Origin of the sequence: Sporosarcina sp. FSL K6-1540 (assembly GCF_038620285.1) — a bacterium.
In the GTDB taxonomy this organism is placed as follows: domain Bacteria; phylum Bacillota; class Bacilli; order Bacillales_A; family Planococcaceae; genus Sporosarcina; species Sporosarcina psychrophila.
Genome location: NZ_CP152018.1, coordinates 2850954 through 2874207 on the forward strand (window position 1 = coordinate 2850954; position 23254 = coordinate 2874207).

Annotated in this window: 20 protein-coding genes; 18 read left to right on the forward strand and 2 right to left on the reverse strand. The window is 40.8% G+C overall.

Features of this window, described 5'->3' with window-relative positions; translation table 11 throughout:
* Window positions 1–4: 4 nt before the first annotated feature.
* Window positions 5–1633 carry an ABC transporter substrate-binding protein gene (locus tag MKY15_RS13505; RefSeq protein WP_342537755.1) on the forward strand — a complete coding sequence of 543 codons (1629 nt, stop codon included), beginning with the start codon at window positions 5–7 and terminating at the stop codon, window positions 1631–1633.
* Window positions 1634–2430: 797 nt separating this feature from the next.
* On the opposite strand, the gene MKY15_RS13510 is transcribed toward MKY15_RS13505, so the two are convergent.
* The gene (locus tag MKY15_RS13510; RefSeq protein WP_067206812.1) at window positions 2431–3240 is read right to left on the reverse strand and encodes a DUF2935 domain-containing protein; all 810 of its coding nucleotides are present in this window, start codon (window positions 3238–3240) and stop codon (window positions 2431–2433) included.
* Between the two features lie 138 nt (window positions 3241–3378).
* Here MKY15_RS13510 and MKY15_RS13515 point away from each other — a divergent pair, with 138 nt between their 5' ends.
* Genes MKY15_RS13515 through MKY15_RS13525 form a run of 3 tightly spaced genes read left to right on the forward strand, consistent with a single transcriptional unit; the run spans window position 3379 to window position 4444 of the window.
* Window positions 3379–3597, forward strand: coding sequence for a spore coat associated protein CotJA (locus MKY15_RS13515; RefSeq protein WP_067206814.1), 219 nt, complete (start codon window positions 3379–3381; stop codon window positions 3595–3597).
* On the forward strand, window positions 3594–3860 hold the full coding sequence (locus tag MKY15_RS13520) for a spore coat protein CotJB (RefSeq protein ID WP_067206816.1): 267 nt from the start codon (window positions 3594–3596) through the stop codon (window positions 3858–3860). Before MKY15_RS13515 ends, MKY15_RS13520 begins: the two co-directional genes overlap by 4 nt.
* 14 nt (window positions 3861–3874) lie before the next feature.
* A complete protein-coding gene (locus tag MKY15_RS13525; protein WP_067206819.1) occupies window positions 3875–4444 on the forward strand; it encodes a manganese catalase family protein in 570 nt (189 codons plus the stop codon).
* Between the two features lie 216 nt (window positions 4445–4660).
* Here MKY15_RS13525 and MKY15_RS13530 read toward each other — a convergent pair whose 3' ends face one another.
* Window positions 4661–5272, reverse strand: a complete 612-nt coding sequence (locus tag MKY15_RS13530; RefSeq protein WP_342537756.1) for a hypothetical protein — start codon at window positions 5270–5272, stop codon at window positions 4661–4663.
* A 199-nt stretch (window positions 5273–5471) separates the two neighbouring features.
* Here MKY15_RS13530 and MKY15_RS13535 point away from each other — a divergent pair, with 199 nt between their 5' ends.
* From MKY15_RS13535 to ptsG, 14 genes are all read left to right on the forward strand, one after another.
* A complete protein-coding gene (locus MKY15_RS13535) occupies window positions 5472–5789 on the forward strand; it encodes a spore coat protein (protein WP_067206824.1) in 318 nt (105 codons plus the stop codon).
* 1122 nt (window positions 5790–6911) lie between these two features.
* Window positions 6912–7874 (forward strand): magnesium/cobalt transporter CorA, encoded by a 963-nt coding sequence (gene corA, locus MKY15_RS13540; protein WP_067206826.1) that lies wholly within the window; start codon window positions 6912–6914, stop codon window positions 7872–7874.
* Between the two features lie 301 nt (window positions 7875–8175).
* Window positions 8176–9390, forward strand: coding sequence for an acyl-CoA dehydrogenase (locus MKY15_RS13545; RefSeq protein ID WP_342537757.1), 1215 nt, complete (start codon window positions 8176–8178; stop codon window positions 9388–9390).
* Window positions 9391–9404: 14 nt separating this feature from the next.
* Window positions 9405–10178 (forward strand): SDR family oxidoreductase, encoded by a 774-nt coding sequence (locus MKY15_RS13550; protein ID WP_342537758.1) that lies wholly within the window; start codon window positions 9405–9407, stop codon window positions 10176–10178.
* Window positions 10175–10744: a TetR/AcrR family transcriptional regulator gene (locus MKY15_RS13555; protein WP_067206833.1), complete on the forward strand. Its 570-nt coding sequence runs from the start codon at window positions 10175–10177 to the stop codon at window positions 10742–10744. The genes MKY15_RS13550 and MKY15_RS13555 overlap by 4 nt, the downstream gene beginning before the upstream one ends.
* A gap of 3 nt (window positions 10745–10747) precedes the next feature.
* Window positions 10748–11620, forward strand: a complete 873-nt coding sequence (locus MKY15_RS13560) for a 3-hydroxyacyl-CoA dehydrogenase family protein (protein ID WP_342537759.1) — start codon at window positions 10748–10750, stop codon at window positions 11618–11620.
* 43 nt (window positions 11621–11663) lie between these two features.
* Window positions 11664–12725 (forward strand): phosphotransferase family protein, encoded by a 1062-nt coding sequence (locus tag MKY15_RS13565; protein ID WP_340742580.1) that lies wholly within the window; start codon window positions 11664–11666, stop codon window positions 12723–12725.
* Window positions 12722–13483 (forward strand): 2-phosphosulfolactate phosphatase, encoded by a 762-nt coding sequence (locus MKY15_RS13570; protein WP_342537760.1) that lies wholly within the window; start codon window positions 12722–12724, stop codon window positions 13481–13483. The genes MKY15_RS13565 and MKY15_RS13570 overlap by 4 nt, the downstream gene beginning before the upstream one ends.
* 7 nt (window positions 13484–13490) lie before the next feature.
* Window positions 13491–15245 carry an acyl-CoA dehydrogenase family protein gene (locus tag MKY15_RS13575; protein WP_342539752.1) on the forward strand — a complete coding sequence of 585 codons (1755 nt, stop codon included), beginning with the start codon at window positions 13491–13493 and terminating at the stop codon, window positions 15243–15245.
* A gap of 15 nt (window positions 15246–15260) precedes the next feature.
* Window positions 15261–16235, forward strand: a complete 975-nt coding sequence (locus tag MKY15_RS13580) for a zinc-binding dehydrogenase (RefSeq protein ID WP_342537761.1) — start codon at window positions 15261–15263, stop codon at window positions 16233–16235.
* Window positions 16236–16444: 209 nt separating this feature from the next.
* On the forward strand, window positions 16445–18115 hold the full coding sequence (locus MKY15_RS13585) for an AMP-binding protein (protein ID WP_342537762.1): 1671 nt from the start codon (window positions 16445–16447) through the stop codon (window positions 18113–18115).
* A 12-nt stretch (window positions 18116–18127) separates the two neighbouring features.
* On the forward strand, window positions 18128–19690 hold the full coding sequence (locus MKY15_RS13590) for a carboxyl transferase domain-containing protein (protein ID WP_342537764.1): 1563 nt from the start codon (window positions 18128–18130) through the stop codon (window positions 19688–19690).
* A gap of 144 nt (window positions 19691–19834) precedes the next feature.
* Window positions 19835–20677 (forward strand): transcription antiterminator, encoded by an 843-nt coding sequence (locus tag MKY15_RS13595; RefSeq protein ID WP_067206843.1) that lies wholly within the window; start codon window positions 19835–19837, stop codon window positions 20675–20677.
* 379 nt (window positions 20678–21056) lie between these two features.
* Window positions 21057–23096, forward strand: a complete 2040-nt coding sequence (gene ptsG / locus MKY15_RS13600; protein WP_342537765.1) for a glucose-specific PTS transporter subunit IIBC — start codon at window positions 21057–21059, stop codon at window positions 23094–23096.
* Window positions 23097–23254 lie beyond the last annotated feature (158 nt).

The window sequence follows — 23254 nt, forward strand, 5'->3', positions numbered from 1 at the left end:
TATAGTGAAAAGGAAAGCTTTTAGGTTGACTAGTATTCTAGTGGTACTATTACTAGTACTTACGGCTTGTTCAGAAGATAATAAGAAAGATTCAAAAGAAGAAAATAAGGATGGGGCAGTTAAAGCAGGCGGTTCGTTAGTTTATGCTCGAGGTGCGGATTCTGTAGGGCTAGATCCAATTAATGTAACGGACGGCGAGTCGATACGGGTTACACATGCTATTTTTGAAACATTATTTGAATACGATGAGAAGTTGGAATTACAACCTAAATTGGCGGAATCTTTCGAAACAGCTGATGATGGGTTAACGTGGACAATTCATCTTAAAAACGGTATTAAGTTTCACGATGGGACAGATTTCAATGCCGATGCAGTCGTTTTCAATTTCGACCGTTGGATGGATCCACAGAATCCTTATCATATTGGGGATTTTACATATTATCCGTTCCTCTATGGAGGATTTAAAGGAGAACCAAATCACAAAATTGAACATGTAAAGGCAATCGATAATTCAACTGTTGAAATTAAATTGATAGAAAAGACAGCTCCTTTTATTAGCTATTTGGCAATTCCGATGTTTGGTTTGGCAAGTCCAGCGGCGATTGAAAAGTACAATGAGAAATTCATTGAACATCCCGTAGGTACGGGGCCATTTGAATTCGAAAGTTGGACACGTAATGACAAAATTGTATTAAAGGCGAACGAAAATTACTATATTGAAGGTCAACCACTTTTGGATAAAATAATTTTCACGGTACTTCCTGATAACTCTGCTCGCTTAAATGGCTTATTATCTGGAGAGGTAGATATCATTGATGGTATGAACCCTAGTGATGCTGATACAGTCGAAGCGAATGACAGTTTAAAACTGGTCAAACGACCAAGTTTTAATAATGGTTTCATGGTATTTAATACGGAAAAGGCACCGTTTGATAATGTAAAAGTGCGTCAAGCGATTAATATGGCTATTGATAAGAAAGGGTTAGTAGATGCATTCTATAATGGCTATGCCGAAGTGGCGAAGAATCCAATACCACCATCACTTTGGGGATACAATGATGATATTGTGGATTATCCATATAATCCTGAAGATGCGAAGAAATTATTGGCGGAAGCCGGGTATCCCGATGGGTTTAAAACAGAGATATGGGCAATGAGTAACCCAAGACCATATATGCCGCAGCCTTTAAAAACGGCTGAAGTGATTCAAGCAAATTTACAAGCGATTGGTATTGAAGCTGAAATCAAAACCTATGAGTGGGCTACGTATCTTGAGAAAACAGGAAACGGTGAGCATACGATGGCAATGTACGGTTGGACAGGTGTGATGGCCGATCCAGACAATTTCTTATCTCCGAATTTAAGTAGCACTAACACTGAGAAACCCGCTAGTAATCGTGCTTTTTATAAAAATGAAGAATTTACATCTTTATTGCAACAAGCTCGTGAAACTTTCGATCAAGAAGAACGAATTAAATTGTATAAAAAGGCGCAGGAAATATTCCATGAAGATGCTCCATGGGTAACAATAGCTCATACAACACCGCCTATTGGCCTTGCCGATTATGTAGAAGGCTTCGAGGCTCATCCAATGGAAAATGATAATTTCGCTAAAATCTATTTAAATAAATAATGGTAAAAGGTCTCAAGTGTTGATTAACCAAAGTTAAACAGGAGATACCGCTTACGATTGTGATAAGACACAAGGCGACCAATATACAGGTGTATTCGTATTGCTTTGTGCTGAACGACTACTATACAATTATCGGGATTTCTTGCTGTGTAGGGTTGCCGTTCGTCCTTCGTTCCCCAAAGATATAGGTACACTTAGTACTGAAGCTTTTGGGAACGAGTGAATAGCTACTTTCCTATCCAGAAAGGAGCAGTCAAAGATGCAATTTTGGCTACTTACCCCATCTTTTTAATATTTCCTTTTCGAGTTTAAGGCAGTGTCACACTGTTACTTGTATAATCTTTGCTAAATTAAGCAAAGAGGCTTTATTAAAATCGATGGAGTGCCCGAATTTTCATCTTCTAAAGTAGTTGCATTAACACTTGAACATTGTAGGTTCGCGACGGACAGATAATCGCAACAGAATGGCCGAGGAGGAATGAATTACAATTCCTCCCCAAGGGATGTGGTTGGAAGTGACTTCAACACTTCCAGCCACATTTAACCCGAGGTAAAGGTATTGTGATTATTTAGTCCAAAGCGAGTCAGAAATGTATAGTTGCAAATGCAGACTTATTTGCTTTTCTAACAGGTGCATAATGTAAGAAAGTGGTTAATCAACAGACTTGTTATCTGTTAAACATAAAGAATAGTTGTGTTGGTTAAAACTTGAACAACAATAAGGGCAGCGTCTGCCACGATTTAGAATCGTGTTAGACGCTGCCTCATTTATTTTGATGTAATCTTCAGCGGTTCGATTATGCTGTTGTTCGCGGTTTTGTAGGATTGCTTGATGGGGATGGGGTACCGGCTGTTTCTGCCAATTTCATTAAATAATAACTTTCCTCTCGAGCCATATGATCAGCCATAAGTGCAGTGAAAGTTCCTAGTGCTTCTTTATTCAGTTCCATTTCTTCTAATTCGTGCAAAAATACTTGGAAAATTGTCATTTCCAAATGAACATCATTATGGAACTTTTCTAAAGCAGGGAATTTCATGATGTTTGTTCGTAAGAAACCAGCAAGTTCTATCGCTTTTAAATAGAAGTCTTCCCATTCCTTTGTAAATTTACGGCTTTTCTCATGCAGTGGTTTTTCAACCCGGTCCAGGTTTGCGTCAATGGCACCTGCATGACCGGCGGCGTCAAGTAACCAAAGCAAATCATGATGGAGTGGATGAACGGCTGGTGCTATCTGTCCTTTTTCCAAATAGGAAAAGAGACGGATCGCTTCTTCTACTTCATTGACCATGTGGTTGATGAAGGATGGAGGTAAAGAGATTTTTATATTTCCGATTAACTGTTCCTGAATTAATTGCAATTTAAATGTTCGAATTTCCTCACTTGCGATTTTTGCATTCTGGAGCAGGGTGAGAAGCTGTTGCTCTTCTAATTGCTGTTCAGAAGCTGTAAGCAGTTGATCGAATTTCTCTATGAACGTATTAGAAATCTTGATATTTTCAATTTCACTGGGCGCTAATGAGTCATGGATGAAACGGCTATGGTCTCCCAAAATTTGTAGCCAAAAATGAAGTTCAAATAGTGCATCCTCTTGAAACGATTTAACCAAAAAACAACCTCCTCTTTCTATTGTTATTCCTATGAGTCACACATAGTATTTATGAGATAAAGCATTCGGATTATGAAAAATATGTCAGTGTATCAAGTAGGCGGTTCTATCATATGATGGTTCGAGGAGTGATTAAATTTGGAACGTCCAATGTTCCGGGGGAGTTATAGGCCTTACGTTTCGCCGCTTGACCCGTGTCCGCCTATACGGGTGAAGACCTTTGTTTTGCCGCCACAAATTTTTATGAATTACCAGCAACCGGGACTCCCTCAAAACTCACCTGAAGAAGCGTTACGAACAGGGACACTTTGGCCGTCACTTGCAGATGGATTTTCTCGGGAAGAGGGGATTTCATGAGTGCGTTTGAAGAAGAACGCCAAATGATGTTACGCGTGCAGCAAGCAGATTTCGTCGTTGTTGAACTAACATTGTACACGGATACGCATCCCGATGAAGCGGAAGCCCTAGATCAATGGCGGGAAGCAATAAAAGCAGCAGCCCATGTACGACACCAATACGAAAATAGATATGGACCTTTATCCCTCGCATCAGTTCCTTCTGAACAGGCAATTGAAATTGGATGGCGCTGGAATTCAACACCGTGGCCATGGCAACGATAAGGAGGGGATAGGTAATGTGGGTTTATGAAAAAAAACTCTTGTATCCAGTTGAGGTAGGTACATGTAATCCGACGCTCGCGAAATACCTTATGGAACAATATGGTGGAGCAGATGGGGAACTTGCTGCGGCGCTCAGATATATGAATCAGCGTTATACGGTTCCAAGTAAGGTCATCGGGGTATTGACTGATATTGCAACGGAAGAATTCTCTCATCTCGAAATGCTAGCGACGATGATTTATAAATTGACGAAAGACGCAACACCCGAACAGCTAGTAGAGGCTGGCCTTGGTGCACATTTCGTCAATCATGGTCACGATCTCTTCTATGAAAATGCAGGCGGGGTTCCGTTTACTGCAACGTATATTCAAGCGAAAGGTGATCCGATTGCCGATTTATATGAAGACATCGCAGCTGAAGAAAAAGCGAGAGCGACATACCAATGGCTTATCGACGTTTCAGACGACCCGTTAATCAATGATTCCTTGAGGTTTTTGAGGGAGAGGGAAAATATTCATTCTTTGCGCTTTAGGGAATCAGTTGAACTACTAAAAGATGAGCGTGATCGTAAAAAGGTATTTTAAAAGATTATTCCGTTCCCCTGGTAATTGGGTGACGGAATTTTTAATTTACTAGAATCAGTATCCTTAAATTTACTAAACTAATTGATTATAGAACTACCACCTCCTTCACGTTGTTTAAGAAGTGATGGATTTCTGCGAACATCAGCATAACCGCCTATTCCAATTCAAATAGGACTTTTCACTAGAAACTGAAGGATAGAAGATGGGCTTCAAGACTCAATTTCGACTAGATTCATATGCTGGTATTTTTATTTTAGACCGTATAATATCTGTCGCAAGATTCATACTAAGATTAAATTGTTTGAAAGGAGCTAAGAAGTGTGGAGTCTGCACAATCACAACAACAGCTTCAACAACTAAAAAAACTGCAAATTCAACTTCAACAACTCGAACTACAGATACAGATTCAACAGCAGGAGCAAGAAGAACAACAGCAACAACAACAACAGCAACAACAACAACAGCAACAACAGCAACAACAACAACAGCAACAACAGCAACAACAGCAACAACAGCAACAACAGCAACAACAGCAGCAGCAACCGCCACAACAACAAGAACCGCTGCAACAACAACAAGAACAACAACAACAACAGCAGCAGCAACCGCCACAACAAGAACAACAACAACAACAACAACAGCAACAGCAGCAGCAACCGCCACAACAACAACAACAACAACAACAACAACAACAACAACAACAACAACCAGAACCACAGCAAACACCGCAATCACAAGAACCAAAGCAACCTGAACCACTGGAACAACCACAACAATCAGAAGGGCAATCGCAACAACAACAGAAGATACTTTACTTTGAGCCCCCAAGAATGGTGTCAACTTCAGATATTGGCTATTTGCAAAATATGCTAAATTCGAATTTGCTAGCGGTGAAACAGTATAGACAGGCCGCTCAAAGTTGCCAACTGCCTGATTTAAAACGACAATTCGAAGAAGCAGGGAAAATGCACTTGACGCACTATGATAATTTGCTAACTGTCCTAAATGAAAACGGGGGTAATATGCAATGACTTCTACTAAAAAGATTCAAAATCCTAAAACACAGCTTTCTAAAAAGTCCGCGGTCAATGATTCTGATCTGTTAAGCTCAGCATTAGCGACGGAAAAAAATATGTGCAACTCCTACGCAATTGCTATGCCTGAAGCGAGCAATTCAAAGTTCTACTCATCACTATTTGATATGATGAAAGAAACATCGCAGCAACATCGAAAATTATATGATTTGCAATTCCAACATGGTTGGTGCTCGCTTACACCTGCTCAGTCTAGTGAGGTTACAGCCCTTTATCAGGAGTACACCGAGTACAAGCAACAACTAAAATAACAAAAGTAACACGAATAAACACCACTAAGTTGATTGAGTGGTGTTTATTTTGGATTCATTGTCCTAAAGCACTAATGAAATCCAATAGATATGTTGGAATAGAACGACACTGTAAAGCAGAATTGCAGATCCAACTAATAGTTTTAAATACCTTTTTTGTTCAATCTCTGTCAGTAAATAGAGTAAAACACAGGGCAAACTAATTTTAAGGGCGTAAAATCCCCAAATGTTTGTGTCGTAGATAAGTGCCATTAATGGATTCGCTTCAGTGATATACTGTTTTTGAATGCCAAAATCGGTGAAAAATGAATCAACAACGGCTAATAGTAAAAGAAGAATTCCGGCGGTAAGCAGTTTTTTACGGGAGGAAAATATATTCCTGTCATCCTGAATAGTAACGCCTCCTATGCTGACGATAGTTAAAGTTCTACATAGAGTTTGGGATAACTTGCGGCTATTCATACTAGACAGTAAGGCTGATGAAAGAGTGTGAACAATGCGGTGAATGATTTTCTTTTGTATACTATATATGTTGAACAAATGAATACGTCGTATGCGCTTACAAGGGCTTTTGGGAGGCCACTGAAACAGCCCTTGTACTTGGAATGAATTAGGATTCCTACTAATACCGCTTCGGCGCTTTGTGGATGCCTCCCGCGATAAGCCAGAAAGAAGACCACTTTCAGTCTTATCGCTCCGGCTACCACGAAGTCGCGGCTGCGCTGGATGGTCTATGTGAGAAAGCGCATTTTAGTAGCTGGGATGAAATCTACAACCTAGATTGCCGATTTCTTTACTATAATTATATATGTTGAATCAGGTATATATACTGAGTGCCGTAGCGGTTCAATGGAATTCTTTATTTCAAATTTATATAGTATCAACTAGTAATCACCTTACAATCTCGCCATATACATCCAAAATCACATTTCTCTCGATAATGAACAACCTAGCGCAGTCATCCCCAAAGCGCCAAGTGTTCTACAATCCACACCCCGAATTACAACTCACTCATTATCGAGAACCACAGCAGATTCAATGGGATTCTTTAATTCAACATATATATATCGAGCGAAGGCTACTCATGAACAGGATTTGTGGAGTTAGAAAGAAGGTGTTCGTTTGATCCGGACGATGGGACTCACAGTAGAGAATAAATTATTGTTTGATTTTCCGTTAGAAGACATACATACTCGTCAATTCAAGTGGTACTGGGTGGATTTGGAACAGCCAAATGAAGAAGAAGCTTCTTTGTTGCATTCATTTTTTCAGTTTCATCCGCTGACTATCGAAGATTGTTTGAACCGTCTTCAACGACCGAAATTGGATTTTTATGATGACTATGCTTTTTTTGTATTGCATACCATAAATCCTGAAACGATAAAAGCAGAAGAAATAAATTTGTATCTCGGAAAAAACTATGTCATCACTTTTCATTATACGGCGGTTCAGGGGCTGGAAAATGCGAGGGAAAGGATTATTCAAAATCCAGGGAAATGGAAAAAAGGACATGTTTTTGTTGCGCATCAGATTATCGATAAAATCGTCGATGATTACTTCCCGGTACTTCATAAAATTGAAGATCATCTGGATGATATTGAAGACACGCTTGCACCATCAACTGTTCATTTATCCATGGATTCTGTATTCGAAGTCCGCAGCAATTTATTGCGATTAAGGCGAACAATTTTGCCGATGCATGAACTTTTACATCGGGTAATTAATTCAGAACGGATAAAGCTATCTGCGAATGAACAAGCCTATTTTAGTGATATCTATGATAATTTACTACGACTCGGAGATATTCTTGAATCTAACCGGGAACTAACAACTGATATTAGAGACAGCCAATTATCGATAAATTCGAATCAAATGAACCGTATTATGATGATACTGACGATTGTATCATCCGTTTTCATACCTCTAACGTTTATAGCGGGTGTATACGGGATGAATTTTGAGTTCATGCCGGAACTTACTTGGCGATACGGATACATCATCGTATTAATTGTTATGCTTGTAATAGGAACGTCTATGTTGGCATTGTTCAAATATAAAGGCTGGTTAGGTATGTTTAAATCTTAAATGGTAGTCATTTGTATGGATAGATTTATCGAAAGGCGTCAGCATCTACATAGCTGGCGCCTTTTTAAACGTTGTTCTTCCTTACTCTATAAAACTATATATGTTGAACAAATAAATACTATACAGACTAAGCGAAGGCGTCCCCTAGCGCCGTAGCGAATTCGATGGCATCCTATAATTCCATATATCTACTTGATTAATCGATTAGTAAGCGTTAACATGTTGAATAGTTGTTATATTCAGAACATACTAACCGGTTAGTACACATATTATTTATAGAATGAAAGGATGGAGAGAGATTATGAATTTTTCATACTCGGAAAAGACGATTGAATTGCAACAGAAGTTGACGGCATTTATGGAAGAACTTGTTTATCCAAATGAAAAGACTTTTGACGAACAGCTAAATGCACAAGAAAATCGCTGGGCGCAAAACCCGTCAATTATAGAAGAGTTGAAAATGAAAGCACGCGAAAAAGGTCTATGGAACTTGTTTCTTCCTGAAAGTGAAATGGGTGCAGGCCTTACCAATGTAGAATATGCACCGCTTTGTGAAATTATGGGCCGATCATTAATAGGGCCAGAAGTATTTAACTGCAACGCGCCTGACACAGGAAACATGGAAGTGCTTGTGCGATATGGAACGGAAGCGCAGAAAAAACAATGGCTCGAACCGCTGTTAGATGGGGAAATCCGGTCTTGCTTTGCTATGACAGAACCGGATGTCGCTTCTAGCGACGCAACAAACATCCAATCAAGCATTATCAGGGATGGGGACGAGTATATATTAAATGGGCGTAAATGGTGGACTTCCGGCGCGGGCGATCCGCGTTGTAAAGTTGCAATTTTCATGGGCAAGAACGATCCTAATGCTGCGTTGCATGAGCAGCAGTCGATGATTTTAGTGCCACTTGATACACCCGGGGTGAAGGTTGAGAGAATGCTTTCCGTATTTGGCTATGATCATGCGCCGCACGGACATGCGGAAATCACATTTGACAATGTTCGTGTACCGGCGGAAAACATGTTGTGGGGTGAAGGGAAAGGATTCGCGATAGCGCAAGGTCGTCTAGGACCTGGTCGAATTCATCACTGCATGCGGTTAATTGGCGCCGCAGAACGTGCGCTTGAAGAAATGTGTATTCGTGTTCAACAACGTTCTGCATTTGGGAAATCTATTGCTGAACAAGGCGTCGTTCGAGAATGGATTGCAGAATCACGCATTGATATCGAGCAGGCACGCCTTTTGACGTTAAAAGCAGCTTATATGATGGACACGGTTGGTAATAAAGAAGCGAGAGCAGAAATCGCGATGATTAAAGTGACGGCGCCAAATATGGCACTGCGTGTAATCGACCGCGCTATTCAAGCGTTTGGTGGAGCGGGTGTAAGCGGAGATTATACATTGGCGGCGCAGTGGGCAAATTCAAGAACGCTGCGTCTCGCAGATGGACCTGATGAAGTTCATCGCAATCAAATCGCACGTCTGGAACTTAAAAAATATGCAGCTCATTGAAAGGGGAACTAATTATGACTGTACTTGACCTTTTTAGATTAACGGGGAAAACAGCAATCGTAACAGGTGGTGGCAGAGGACTTGGGGCACAGATTGCAAAAGGGTTTGCGGAAGCAGGTGCAAACGTTGTGCTGTGTTCACGCAATATTGAAGCTTGTATTGAAATGAGCAAAGAACTGGAAGCGCTTGGTGTTCGGTCGATTGGACTTGCATGTGACGTGACGAATCAGCAAGACGTAAAAAAGGTAGTTGAAGAGACGATGAAAATTTTTGGCACGATAGACATCCTTGTCAACAATAGCGGGGCAACATGGGGTGCGCCTGTTGTTGACATGCCCTATGAAGCGTGGAAAAAAGTGATGGATGTAAACGTCAATGGCACATTTTTGATGAGTCAAGAAGTCGGCAAAATCATGATTGAGCAAGAAAACGGAAAAATCATTAACATCGCATCCGTTGCTGGACTTGGCGGGACGCATCCGAGCTTTATGGATACTATCGGCTACAACACCAGTAAAGGAGCAGTTATCACATTTACGAAAGATCTCGCAGCTAAATGGGGGCAGCACAATATTAACGTTAATGCGATTGCACCTGGATTTTTCCCAACCAAAATGTCAAAAGTCACAATTGAACAAGGGCATGAATATATTTTAAATTCCACACCGTTAAACCGCTTAGGGTCAGAAGAAGATTTAAAAGGTGTCGCTCTTTTCCTTGCATCGAAAGCTTCTGACTATATGACGGGAGATATTCTGCTAGTCGATGGTGGAATGAGTACATTATGAAAGAAGAGCTTACTAGACAAAGCATTCAACTTTTTGAACGGAAAGGGTTTAGTTCAACCTCTGTCCAGGACATTGTTGATTCACTAGGCGTGACGAAAGGGACTTTTTACTATTACTTCACGAGTAAAGAAACGCTTCTTATGGACATCCATCTCCGCTATATCGATGATTTAGTAGCCAGACAAAAGAAGGTTTTAGACAGTAATGAAAGTTGCCGAAATCAGCTTACGAAAATTGTTGAGATGCTCATTAAGGATATTCAAACACAAGGTTCAAATGTACGTGTTTACTTTAGGGAGATGCGTCATTTATCAGAGGAAAACAGTAGTGTCATAAAAAATAAACGAAGAATGTTCCATCTCACTATTGAGAAAATCATTAAAGAGGGAATTGAAAAGAAGGAGTTTCGGGATAATCTAGATCCCAAAATGACTACTTTTGCGATTTTAGGGGTTACAAACTGGAGTTATGAATGGTTTGACCCGTCTGGCAATATATCGTCGAAAGAGCTTGCGAGTATGTATATGGATTTCATCTTACACGGAATTGATTTGAAGGGGGAATGAATGATGAGTGCGAATGAAATTAAGCATATTCTTGTTGTTGGAGCGGGACAAATGGGGCATCAAATTGCTATGCTGTGCGCGCTTGGAGGATACAGGACTTCATTGCAGGATGTAAATAGTGAAGCACTGAAGGATGCAGAAGCGAGCTTGGAAAAGCGAATGGATAAATGGGTTGCAAGTGGGAAGTTAACTGCCAGTAGCAAGGAAACTGCTTTTCAAAATCTCACATTCACGGATAATCTCAACGAAGCCGCGAGAGATGCAGATTTTGTAATTGAAGCGATTGTGGAAAAACTAACTAGTAAACAGCAATTGTTTAGGGAACTGGACCGTCTTACACCGAAACATGCCATTTTAGCCTCTAATAGTTCAACCATCGTCAACTCGTTGCTTGCAGAAGTGACGGAGCGTCCAGACAAAGTTTGTAACGCGCATTTCTTTTTCCCACCTCTGGTTATGGAGTGTGTGGAAATCGTCATGAGTGAAGAAACGTCTGAAGAAACAGCGCAGACTGCATTAGCTGTTTGTGAAAAAATCGGCAAGGAGGGAATTATCCTTCGAAAGGAAATATCCGGCTTTGTCGCAAACCGTATATTAGGCGCAATTCATAAAGAAGCCGTTGCACTTTATGAAAATGGAATCGCTGATTTTAAAGATATAGATTTAATCGTGAAAAAATCGCTTGGGCATCCATTGGGACCGTTTGAACTTATTGATTTATCCGGAGCAGACGTTGTCAATTTTGTCATGCAGCAGCAATTCGCGGAAACGGGAAATCAGGCAGACAAACCAGCTGCATGTATTGTGCAAAAAGTAGAAGCAGGTCATTTAGGACGGAAAACGGGACAAGGATTCTATTCCTACAATCGCGGCTGATGAGGGTGAATTAATTCCAAAAGAATAGGGAGTGAGTAGGGTGATATCAACAACTAACGATACGATACCTGTCCGAAAAGGAGAAGGATTGGACGAAGAAGTCCTCTTGCGATTTCTTCGGGAGAATTGTGCCGATTTACCAGAAGGTGAACTTGAAGTTCGGCAGTTTGGAACGGGCCATTCTAATTTAACCTATGAAATCGAAATAGGGACTTGGCAAGCGGTACTTCGACGTCCGCCACTCGGTCCAGTTGCTGCGAAAGCGCATGATATGGAACGAGAATTCAATGTATTAGCTGCACTTCATCCTGTTTATCCAACTGCACCGAAACCGCTCGTCTTTTGTAATGATTCAACTATCATAGGTAGCCCATTTTTTGTTATGGAAAGACGGAACGGAATTGTTCTCGATACAGAGTTTCCAAGTGGTACGAATTCTCCTGAAGAATTAGGAAGAAAAGTATCTGAAATCATGGTCGATAAACTTGTGGAGTTACATGCGATTGACTACAAAAAAACAGCACTTGTTGAGATGGTCAAGCCGGACGGGTTCTTGGAAAGGCAAGTCCATGGCTGGATTGGACGCTATGAAAAAGCGAAGACATCTGCTATTGAGGAAGTTGCAGCGCTTACTACTTGGCTGCAAAACAATATTCCTGAATCAGCTGAACCAACGATTATTCACTACGATTATAAATTAAATAATGCGATGTTTTCACCTGATTATTCTGTGATGACAGGATTGTTTGACTGGGAAATGACGACTGTTGGAGACCCACTTGCAGATGTCGGGGCGGCACTAAGTTATTGGATGCAGGCAGATGATCCGGATCAGTTACTGCATGGACTTGGCAAACCACCGATTACGATTCAGAAAGGATTTTTCACACGCGAAGATTTTATTGCGCGTTATGCAGAGAAAAGTGGGCGGGATATGACGAATATTAATTATTATAGTACCTTTGCGTACTTTAAACTCGCTGTCATTTGTCAGCAAATTTATTACCGCTATAAAAATGGACAAACGACAGATGCTCGCTTCTCTCATATGGATAAATTTGTAGAGATACTTGTCAAGCAAGCGATGGTCGGAACGACAAAATGATGACAGTAACTCGACCAAAGCTTCATGTCATTCTTCAAAAAGAAGCGATCATGCCAGAGTTGATTAATAAAGATAAAGTGGCAGTCGTGTTTGATATTTTACTTGCGACAACGACCATTGCCACACTTCTTCATCATGGAGCAAAGGAAGTTATCCCTGTAATGGACGGGGAGGAAGCCTTGAAAGTAGCGGGAAGTTTTGAGAAATCAGCGACAATTATAGCTGGAGAATCTGAAGGACTAACAATTGAAGGTTTTGTGGATCCGCTTCCCACGATACTTAAACATGTTGCAAAGGGAAAAACTATCATCCTTTCAACAACGAATGGCACCGTCGCTATTCGTCATGTCGAGAACGCAAAAAAGGTATTCGCCGCCTCATTGATAAATGGGCACGCTGTTGCACGAAAAATAGCACTAGAGCACGTGGACGATTCAATCATTTTAATTTGCGCTGGAACCATGAAGCAGTTTTCCCTAGAGGACTTTTACGGGGCAGGCTATTTCATAGATGAATTACTTCGACAAAATGAGTCGTGGGAACTGACGGATTCTGCGAAAGCAGCTCTGTATTTATATAGAGGGAATAAAGAGAACGCCGCTTCGATACTCAAAACATCTTTAACAGGCCAGATGCTTATGCAAGTGGATTTGGAGGAAGATATTCTCTATTCCGCTACTAGAGGAATAGTTGAGGTTGTACCCGAATTTGAGGGCGGGAAAATGAGTGTGAAAGGGGATAAAACGATTGACTACTGATCAACTAATATATCGTGGTACGTCATTTTTATACAGCGTATCGCAGCCAGAAGCTATTTTCACCCCGGAAGATTTTACGGCTGAACACCATATGATTGCCGATACGGCGAAGAAATTCATTGAAAAAGAAGTGCGACCTCACAATGAACAAATTGAGGGCGGGGACTTTACGCTTGTCAGGTCACTTCTTAGAAAAGCAGGAGAATTGGGTTTGCTTGCCCATAGTATTCCCGAGAAATACGGTGGACTTGGCCTCGATAAAATCACGAAAGGGCTTGTAGGGGAAATTATCGGAGCTGCAGGTGGTTATAGCGTTGCACATTCTAATCACACATGTATTGCAACGTTACCGATTACGTATTTCGGATCGCAGTGGCAAAAAGAAAGGTATTTGCCGAAGCTTGCATCTGGTGAATTTATCGGCGCCTATTGCCTTACAGAGCCTTCTGCCGGGTCGGATGCCTTAGCTGCATCTACTACAGCGCTATTAAATGAAGAGGGAACGCATTATTTGTTGAACGGAACGAAGATGTTCATTACAAATGCTTCGTTTTCCGATACCTTCATTGTCTATGCAAAAGTCGATGGTACCAAGTTTACGGCGTTCATCGTTGAAAAAGATTTTCCAGGCTTATCACTTGGGCCGGAAGAACAGAAGATGGGCATCAAGGGTTCGTCCACGACAGCCGTATTTTTCGACAACTGTGAAGTGCCTGTCCAGAACTTATTAGGTGAAATCGGCAAAGGACATCATATTGCATTGAACGTACTGAATCTTGGGCGCTTCAATCTTGGTTCTGCCTGCACAGGAGCCGCCAAATACACTTTCAAGTTAGCGATTGATTATACAAATGAACGTCAACAATTTGGCAAGGCGATTGCATCCTTTACAGCTACCGAAGAAAAAGTGGCAGATATGGCAATACGCATTTACGCAGCAGAGTCTCTTCAATACCGAACTGCTTCCTATCTTGAAGATGCACTTGGTGAAGTGGACGGGTCAAGTGACATGAAGCTTATTGCAGACAGAATGAGGGAGTATGCGGTTGAAGCCGCTATCTGCAAAGTATACGGTTCTGAAACGTTGGATTATGTTGCGGATGAATCACTTCAACTTCATGGCGGTTATGGATTTATAAAAGAGTATAAGGTTGAACAAGTGTATCGTGATTCGCGTATTAACCGAATTTTCGAAGGCACAAATGAAATCAACCGATTGCTCATTCCGATGGCTCTGTTGCAACAGGTGGGGAAAGGATTAGTCCCGTTACCAGGGCTTGTCGGGCAGGCCGTTGCGCAACTAAAGCAATCAATTGAGTTAGAGGATAAAATTCTAGCCCGTGAAAAAGAAGCAATTCGTTCAATCCGCAATGTATTTTTACTGTCCATAGGTCTTGCTTATGAAGCTTTTGCAGTTCGTATTGTGGATGAGCAAGAAACGATACTAAAATTGGCTGACATCGCAATTGCACTATACGCAGCTGAATCTGCTGTACTGCGAACTGAGAAATCAATTGCAAAAAAAGGTGAAGAAAAATCTACTCTTAAAGTGCAACTGACAGAAGCTTTGATTGACGATACGCTTTTCGAAGTTGAGATGATTGCTCGCAAATTGATTGCAGGTGTTACAACTGGAGAGAAGCGCAAGACAGCACTTGCTGATGTGACAAATCGATTTAGTAATCTAGCGAGTAAAGGCACAATCCAAACGAAAAGAGCCATTGCTAAAGCATTTAATGAATCACGGCAGTATATATCTTAAAGGGGGATTTTGAAGATGAAAGCAATTCGATTTGAACAGTATGGAGGTCCGAACGTGTTGGAACTAGTCGATATCGATAAACCAACAATTGGCGATCAAGAAGTGCTGGTTGAAGTGAAGGCGATTGGTGTGAATTATGCGGATATCGCGCGTCGTGAAGGGAAATACGTTGTGCCGACTCCGCTGCCGTTTATGCCTGGAGCTGAAGTTGCAGGCGTTATTACTGAAGTAGGGAAAGACGTTAAACGTTATAAATCTGGTATGCGCGTCGTGTCTTTAATTGAATCGGCGGGTTATGCGGAGTATGTGAATCTTCACGAGATGGCACTTGCCCCTATTCCTGACGGCGTTGATTTTGTTGAGGCAGTCGCGCTACCCCTGCAAGGGCAAACGGCATACCATATTTTAAAGACAATGGGACGGCTTGAAAAAGGAGAAACCGTCCTCGTTCATGCAGCAGCAGGTGGGGTCGGTGCAATTGCAGTTCAACTTGCCAAAATATTTGGAGCAGGCAAGATTATTGCTACTGCAAGCAGTGATGAAAAAATGGTGCATGCAAAAGAAATGGGTGCCGATCATGTTGTTAACTATACAGAAGAAGGTTGGGAATTAAAGGTCCGTGAACTAACCAATGGTAAAGGTGTGGATCTAGCACTTGAAATGGTCGGTGGCGATATTTTCCGCAAGACGTTGAAATGCCTTGCACCATTCGGACGTGTGGTTGTATTTGGTGCGGCAAGCGGTGAATCCTCACCACTGCTGGCTGGAGAATTGATGCGCCGCAATCAATCTGTCATTGGATTTTTCCTGCCACAAATTATGAATAATTATGATATGTATCAAGCTAGTTTCAAGGAATTGCTTGGGTTTATTGAGAGCGGCGATTTAGCATTGACGATTGGCGGCACGTATAGACTGGAAGAAGCGGCGGATGTACATCGATTGATGCAGGGGAGAAAAACGATGGGGAAACTTGTTTTGATTCCTTAATAATAGTAGTAATTAGAGAGTTGAGATAAAGATGCCCCCTCAACTCCGCTGCGGTGCTCGGGGATGCCTCCCGTCATAAGCCTGATCGTTGCGAGGCCATCAGTCTTATGGCTTCGGCTACCCCTTCTAAGGCGGATTCGCTTAGTTTTTACATGTAGTCACATGTTGAAAATATATAGGTAGTTGGAATTTATTAAAGGAATAGGATGGTGAAGAATTTGAATGATGTTTTACAAAAGAGCTGGCCAAGTGGTGTTTCTAAAGAGTTGACATTTCGCTGTGGTGAAATTCCATTACATGAATATGTTAAACGTAATGCGGAAGATTCGCCAAATCAAGTAGCCTATCAATTTTACGGTAATGAACTTACCTGGAAAAAACTAAATGGAGCTATTGATCGCTTGGCCCAATTTTTTAAGACAGAAGGAATTGTAAAAGGAGATCGAATTGGTCTGTATTTGCAAAACTGTCCCCAGTATTTAATTGGTCATTATGCTATTCAGCGAATTGGTGCCATTGTTGTTCCTTTAAATCCTATGTACAAAGAAGCTGAATTGGTTTATTTAATAAGTGAAAGTGGAGTGAAAGCTGTAATTGCAGGTCAGGAACTATATAGCCATATTGAAAAAATCACCAATGAGACGCCAACACTGGAGTTTATAATTACGACCAACTACATTGACTATCTACCTGAGAAACCTGCGCTTTTGTTTCCAAATGAATATAACCTACCGAAAATCCGTCATGAAAATACAATAGATTTACTCGAAATTTTGAATACGACGGAACCATTAAAAGACTATCCAACGATTAATATATGGGAAGATGTTGCGTTATTGGCGTTTACCTCAGGTACATCTGGGAGGCCAAAAGCCGCAATGCTGACACATGGCAATGCATTATTTAAAACAGCTGCCAATGTTGATACAAATCAACTAAAAGCGACTGATATCATGTTGACAGTTGCACCGCTCTGCCATATCGCGGGCATGCTGATGGGAGTAAATATTCCCGTGTATAGCGGTTGTGAAACGGTATTACTTACAAGATTTGATCCACAAACTACAATTTCGGCGATTGAAAAATATCGGGTGACAACTTGGTATAGCATAGCGGCAATGAACGCCGCCATTTTAACCTTACCGACTATCGAAAATAGTGATTTAACATCACTCAGAAAAAATATGGCGACTAGTTTCGGAATTGCTGTAACTGAATCATTAGCAAATAAGTGGAAAGAGGTTACAGATGGCTGTCTTATGTTTGAAGCGTCCTATGGTTTGAGCGAAACACATACAGGAGATACATTCATGCCACAAGAAAAAATTAAATTCGGCAGTTGTGGCATACCAACTTATGAAACTGAGTTAAGAATTATAGATCCACTAACTGGGGATGACTTATCAATAGGGCATGAAGGAGAAATTGTATTGAAGAACCCGGGTGTTTTCAAAGGGTACTTAAATCATCCTGAGGCAACAGCAGAGACATTGCGGAATGGTTGGGTCTACACGGGGGATATCGGGAAAATAGATGAAGATGGCTATCTATATTATCTTGGACGTGTAAAGGAAATGATTAAGTGTTCGGGATATAGTGTTTTCCCGGAAGATGTAGAAGTATTGCTTAGCCGACACCCCGCTATCTTACAAAGTGTAGTAATCGGTGTACCTGACGAAAAAAGAGGAGAAAGCGTGAAAGCTTTTGTCGTCTTAAAATCAGATTTCAAAAACAATATACAGGAATCAGAAATGATTGAATGGGCGAAAGAAAATATGGCTGCTTATAAATATCCAAGAGCAATCGAGTTTATAGACGTACTCCCTACAACAAGTTCAGGGAAAGTATTAAGAAGACTGCTAAAAGAGAATAGGGATTGAAAGGAGTCAAACATGACGAAGAGTGCTGAAGATACAATTCAAATGGCAGTGAAAGATTTAGAGGAAAGAAAGCAAAAAGCCCAGTTAAATGGCGGCATTGATAAATTAAATCTGCAACGTTCAAGCGGCCATTATACGGCAAGGGAAAGAATCGAATTACTTGTTGATGAAGGGACCTTCATGGAGCTTGGGATGTTAAATCATTCCGATGTTGTTGGATCAAAAGACAAAAGTGCGGGTGATGGGTTAATCGGTGGCATTGGAAAAGTGAACGGTCGTCCTGTCGTTATTCAAGCGGGGGATAAATCGGTATTTGCTGGAACAGAAGGGACCGTACACTTAAGGAAGTCGAAGTGGCTTTTCGCATACGCGATTAAGCGTGGAATGCCGATGTTTAACCTAAGTGAAGGTGGTGGACTGCGAATGCCGGATGGAATGGGTTCCGACGGTATCAGTACGAAGCTGTTCCCACAAGAAATGTTAATGGTTGGACGGGAAGTACCTTCTATCACAAGTATTCTTGGCGATAGTTTTGGGGGACCGACATGGATGGCGGTTTCTTCCGACTTCGTTACCCAATTGAAAGGGACGTGTATGGCAGTTGCTGGCCCACGTATATTGGAAATGGCAACAGGCCAAAAGATTTCCAAAGAGGAACTGGGTGGTTGGGAAGTTCATGCACGAGATACAGGCCAAGTAGATGCATTCGGGGAAACAGTAGAAGCATGTATCAATCAAATGAAGGATTTCTTTCAATACATGCCGTCTAATGCTTCAGAAGAGCCGCCTATAAAAGAAACGAACGATGATCCATTACGCCGGTTGGATCATGTACTAGACAATTTACCAAAAGAATCAAATCGTATTTATAATATGAAAGAAATAGTTAAGGAACTTGTGGATGATGGGGACTATTTCGAATATAAATCTACCTATGGCCCAGCATTGTTAACAATTTTATCTCATTTAAATGGCAGGGTAGTTGGTATTATAGCGAATCAGCCAAATAAGTATACAGGGGCTTCTGGTCCAGAAGAGTGTGAAAAAGCGACTGATTTTATTTGCTTATGTGATTCTTTTCATATTCCACTTATCTTTTTGCATGATACGCCGGGTTTTCGTGTAAGTAACCAAGCCGAAAAAGAGAAAATGCCAACAAAAATTATGGTATGGAATCAAGCCCTGGCACAATCAACTGTACCTAAAATATCCGTCATCATTCGCAAAAGCATTGGAGCCGCCTACGGCAATATGTGTGGCCCAACGATGGGGGCAGATTTTGTGGTTGCATGGCCAACTGCAGAAATAAACTTTACGGGACCTGAAGTGGGTATTAATGTTGTATATGGTCGGCAATTGGAACAATCAGATGATCCAAAAAAAGAAAGGGAAGAACTTTTGCAAAAATGGGCTTTTGACAGTTCACCTTACAAGGCGGCAGCAGAGCATTACATTGATGATGTGATTGACCCACGCGACACCCGTAAGTTTTTATGCCAAGCCCTCGAATACGCGTGTAATAAAAATGGCAGTAAAAGCGAGCGGCGTTTGGCAAATTGGCCGACTGGTTTTTAAAAGAGCCTTAGAATTGTTTTAACTCTTACGTTGCACATGCAAGCAGTCAAGTGCTTGAGTCTATTCTTTAAGCATGCTGAAAGCACCTATTCAATTGAGATTAGTGCTAGAATAGAGTCAAGAAAAGATAATGGGGATAGATGGATGAAAACGTACCTGATCAAGAAAGCGTTGAATAATAATGTACTTATTGCTACTGATGTGAATGGAAATGAAGTCGTTTTAATTGGTCGGGGCATTGGCTTTGGTAAAAAGTCTGGAGAGTCGATTATTCGAGAGGAAGTTGAGAAATTATTTGTATTGAATGATCCTGAAGAGCAGGAGCAGTACAAACAGCTTATTTCCACTCTTGATGAAAAGACATTAAAAGTGCTTATTTCAGCAGTCGAAATTATTCGGGAACGGGCTGGCATGCCGCTAAATGAACATATCCACATAGCGCTGACAGACCATTTATTCTTTGCGGTTAATCGGATGAGACGGGGAATGGTAATTCGGAATCCTTTTTTACTGGAGACAAAGGCACTTTATCCTGATGAGTATAAAATTGCTGCTGAAGTGACAGCGATGGTCAATGAACAGCTATCTGTCGCGCTCCCAGAAGGTGAAATTGGTTTCATTGCCTTACATATTCACAGTGCCCTTGTAAATAAAAATGTGCGTGAATTAACGAGACATTCAGATTTAATTGTTCGACTTGTCACAATGATTGAAGAGCAATTGGACATAATTATTGATAAAACTAGCATTGACTATATTCGTTTAATCCGCCATCTTCGTTTTGCAATTGAGCGGGTGGTGCGTGGAGACAAGATTGCTGAGCCGGAAAAAATCACAGGGTTGTTAAAAAACGAGTATCCAATTTGTTACAATCTAGCTTGGAAGCTGATTAAAGTAATGCAACAGACCTTACAAAAAGAGATCTATGAAGCTGAAGCGGTTTACTTAACACTACATCTCCAACGGATTCAAGCAAAAATGGAATAAAGATCGTAATCTGTTGCAGGTCAAATAAATCTATTTGCAAGGTTCTAATAACTATGATAGGGTTAATATATAAAGTCATTGGGTAATACAATTGGCGTCAGACATAATTTATAAAAATATTATCTTCGTACGTGTTACTGATACGATCAGGCATGAGTGAAAAGATGATTGATGATAGTTTTGGGGGCAACTCTTAGGCTTATTTCAATTTCCTTTTTTCTCATGTCTTTTTTGTATGTATATATGTTGAACATATGAATAGCTATTAAACTAAGCGAAGGCATCCCCAAGCGCCGTAGCGAATTCAATGGAATTTTTTATGTCAACCTATATAGTTGAAAAACCCCGATGACTTATTAAAGATTTAGGAGGTTATACAGTGTTTAAAAAAACTTTTGGTGTTTTACAAAAAGTTGGACAAGCTTTAATGCTTCCAGTAGCCCTACTTCCAGCAGCAGGTTTATTGCTTGGTATAGGTAATGCTGCCCAGCAAGAAACAATGCTTAACTATCTGCCATTTTTATCAGCAGATTGGATCCAGTTGACAGCAACAGTAATGGAAGATGCGGGGGGAATTATTTTTGATAACTTACCGCTTATCTTTGCAATTGGTGTCGCGATTGGGTTAGCAAAAGACGGCGCTGCAGCACTTGCGGCACTTGTTGGTTACCTTGTATTGAATCAAGTAATGAGTTCATGGCTCGGGATTACACCAGACATGCTTGCTGATAATCCAGCCTATGCACTCGTTTTCGGAATTCCAACGTTACAAACCGGAGTTTTCGGCGGGATTATTGTAGGTTTGATAGCAGCGTTTTGTTACAACAAGTTTCATGATATTGAAATGCCTTCTTTCCTTGGGTTCTTTGCAGGGAAAAGGTTCGTTCCAATTGCTACAGCTGGTGCGGCTTTCGTAGCTGGATTACTATTGATTGTTATTTGGCCAACAGTTCAAGCCGGAATGAATAGTGCATCACTTTGGTTACTTGATGAAGGTACATATATAGCCGTATTCTTCTTTGGATTTATCAAACGTTTGCTAATACCGTTTGGATTGCACCATATTTTCCATGCACCATTCTGGTATGAATTTGGTACATATACGACGGCGGCTGGTTCAGTTGTTCGTGGTGATATGACAATCTTCTTTGCACAATTAAAAGATGGTGTACAACTTACAGCTGGTAACTTCATGGGTGGAGAATTCCCAATTATGATGTTTGGTTTGCCGGCAGCAGCGCTCGCGATGTATCATGCAGCGCGACCAGAAAAGAAAAAATTAGTTGCAGGACTATTAGCATCAGGTGCTTTAACATCATTCTTAACAGGGATAACCGAACCACTTGAATTTTCATTTTTATTCCTGTCGCCTATACTTTTCTTACTCCATGCTGTTTTAGATGGTTTATCATTTGTATTGATGACATTTTTGGAAGTTCATATCGGTTACACCTTCTCAGGTGGAGCCATTGACTTCTTCCTCTTCGGTATTTTACCGGGCAAAGAGTCATGGTGGATTGCCGTATTACTCGGCCTTGTTTTTGCAGTGATCTATTATTTCTTGTTCCGCTTTATGATTAGTAAGTTTAATCTAATGACACCGGGACGTGAAGCAGATGATGAAGTTACAGAAGAAGCGAAAACTGGTCCAAAGGGCAACACTGATCTTGCTTACAATATTCTTGAAGCAATGGGTGGTCAAAAGAATATCAGCCAGTTAGATGCTTGTATTACAAGGCTTCGTGTATCTGTTATCGATGTTCAAGCCGTTAACAAAAAAGACTTGAAAAAGTTAGGTGCGGCGGGCGTACTTGAAGTTGGTAATAACATTCAAGCAATATTCGGCCCACGTTCTGAAATTATTAAAGGCCAAATTCAAGATGTAATCAGTGGAAAACGACCTCGTACTGAGGTGGTTGAACAACCTGTCCAAACTGTAAGTAAAGTTACAACGAATCAAACGACAGATGTATTTATTTCACCGATACAAGGCGAGATTAAGCCACTTTCAGAAGTGCCTGATGCTGTGTTTGCCGAAAAAATGATGGGCGACGGTTTTGCGATTGTGCCATCTGAAGGTATTGTTGTTTCACCAGTAGATGGGACAATCGTTACTTTCTTCCCGACAAAACATGCATTAGGAATTCAAGCTGATTCAGGAAGAGAAATTTTAATTCATGTTGGAATTGATACGGTCAAATTAGATGGTAAAGGTTTCGAAGCTTTAGTTGCACAAGGTGATCAAGTTAAAAAAGGACAACCTTTGTTGAGATTCGATGTTGATTATATTAAGGAGCATGCGACTTCAATCATTACTCCGATTATCTTCACTAATCTATTTGAGGGTGAATCAGTCGTTATTAATAAGTCAGGTACTGTTGAATTAGAAGAAGACAACATTGTGACGATTGAAAAGTAAGAAAAGCGGAAGGCGCCTTCTAGAACCGAGCGTCTGAAGCTAGACACTATTCTAAGTCGGAAAACTTATACTTTCTTACCTGTAAATACTGAGTGTCAGGCCCCTTTAGAGAGAAATCAGCCATGTATAAAATAGCTGATTTCTTTCTTTTTTGTATT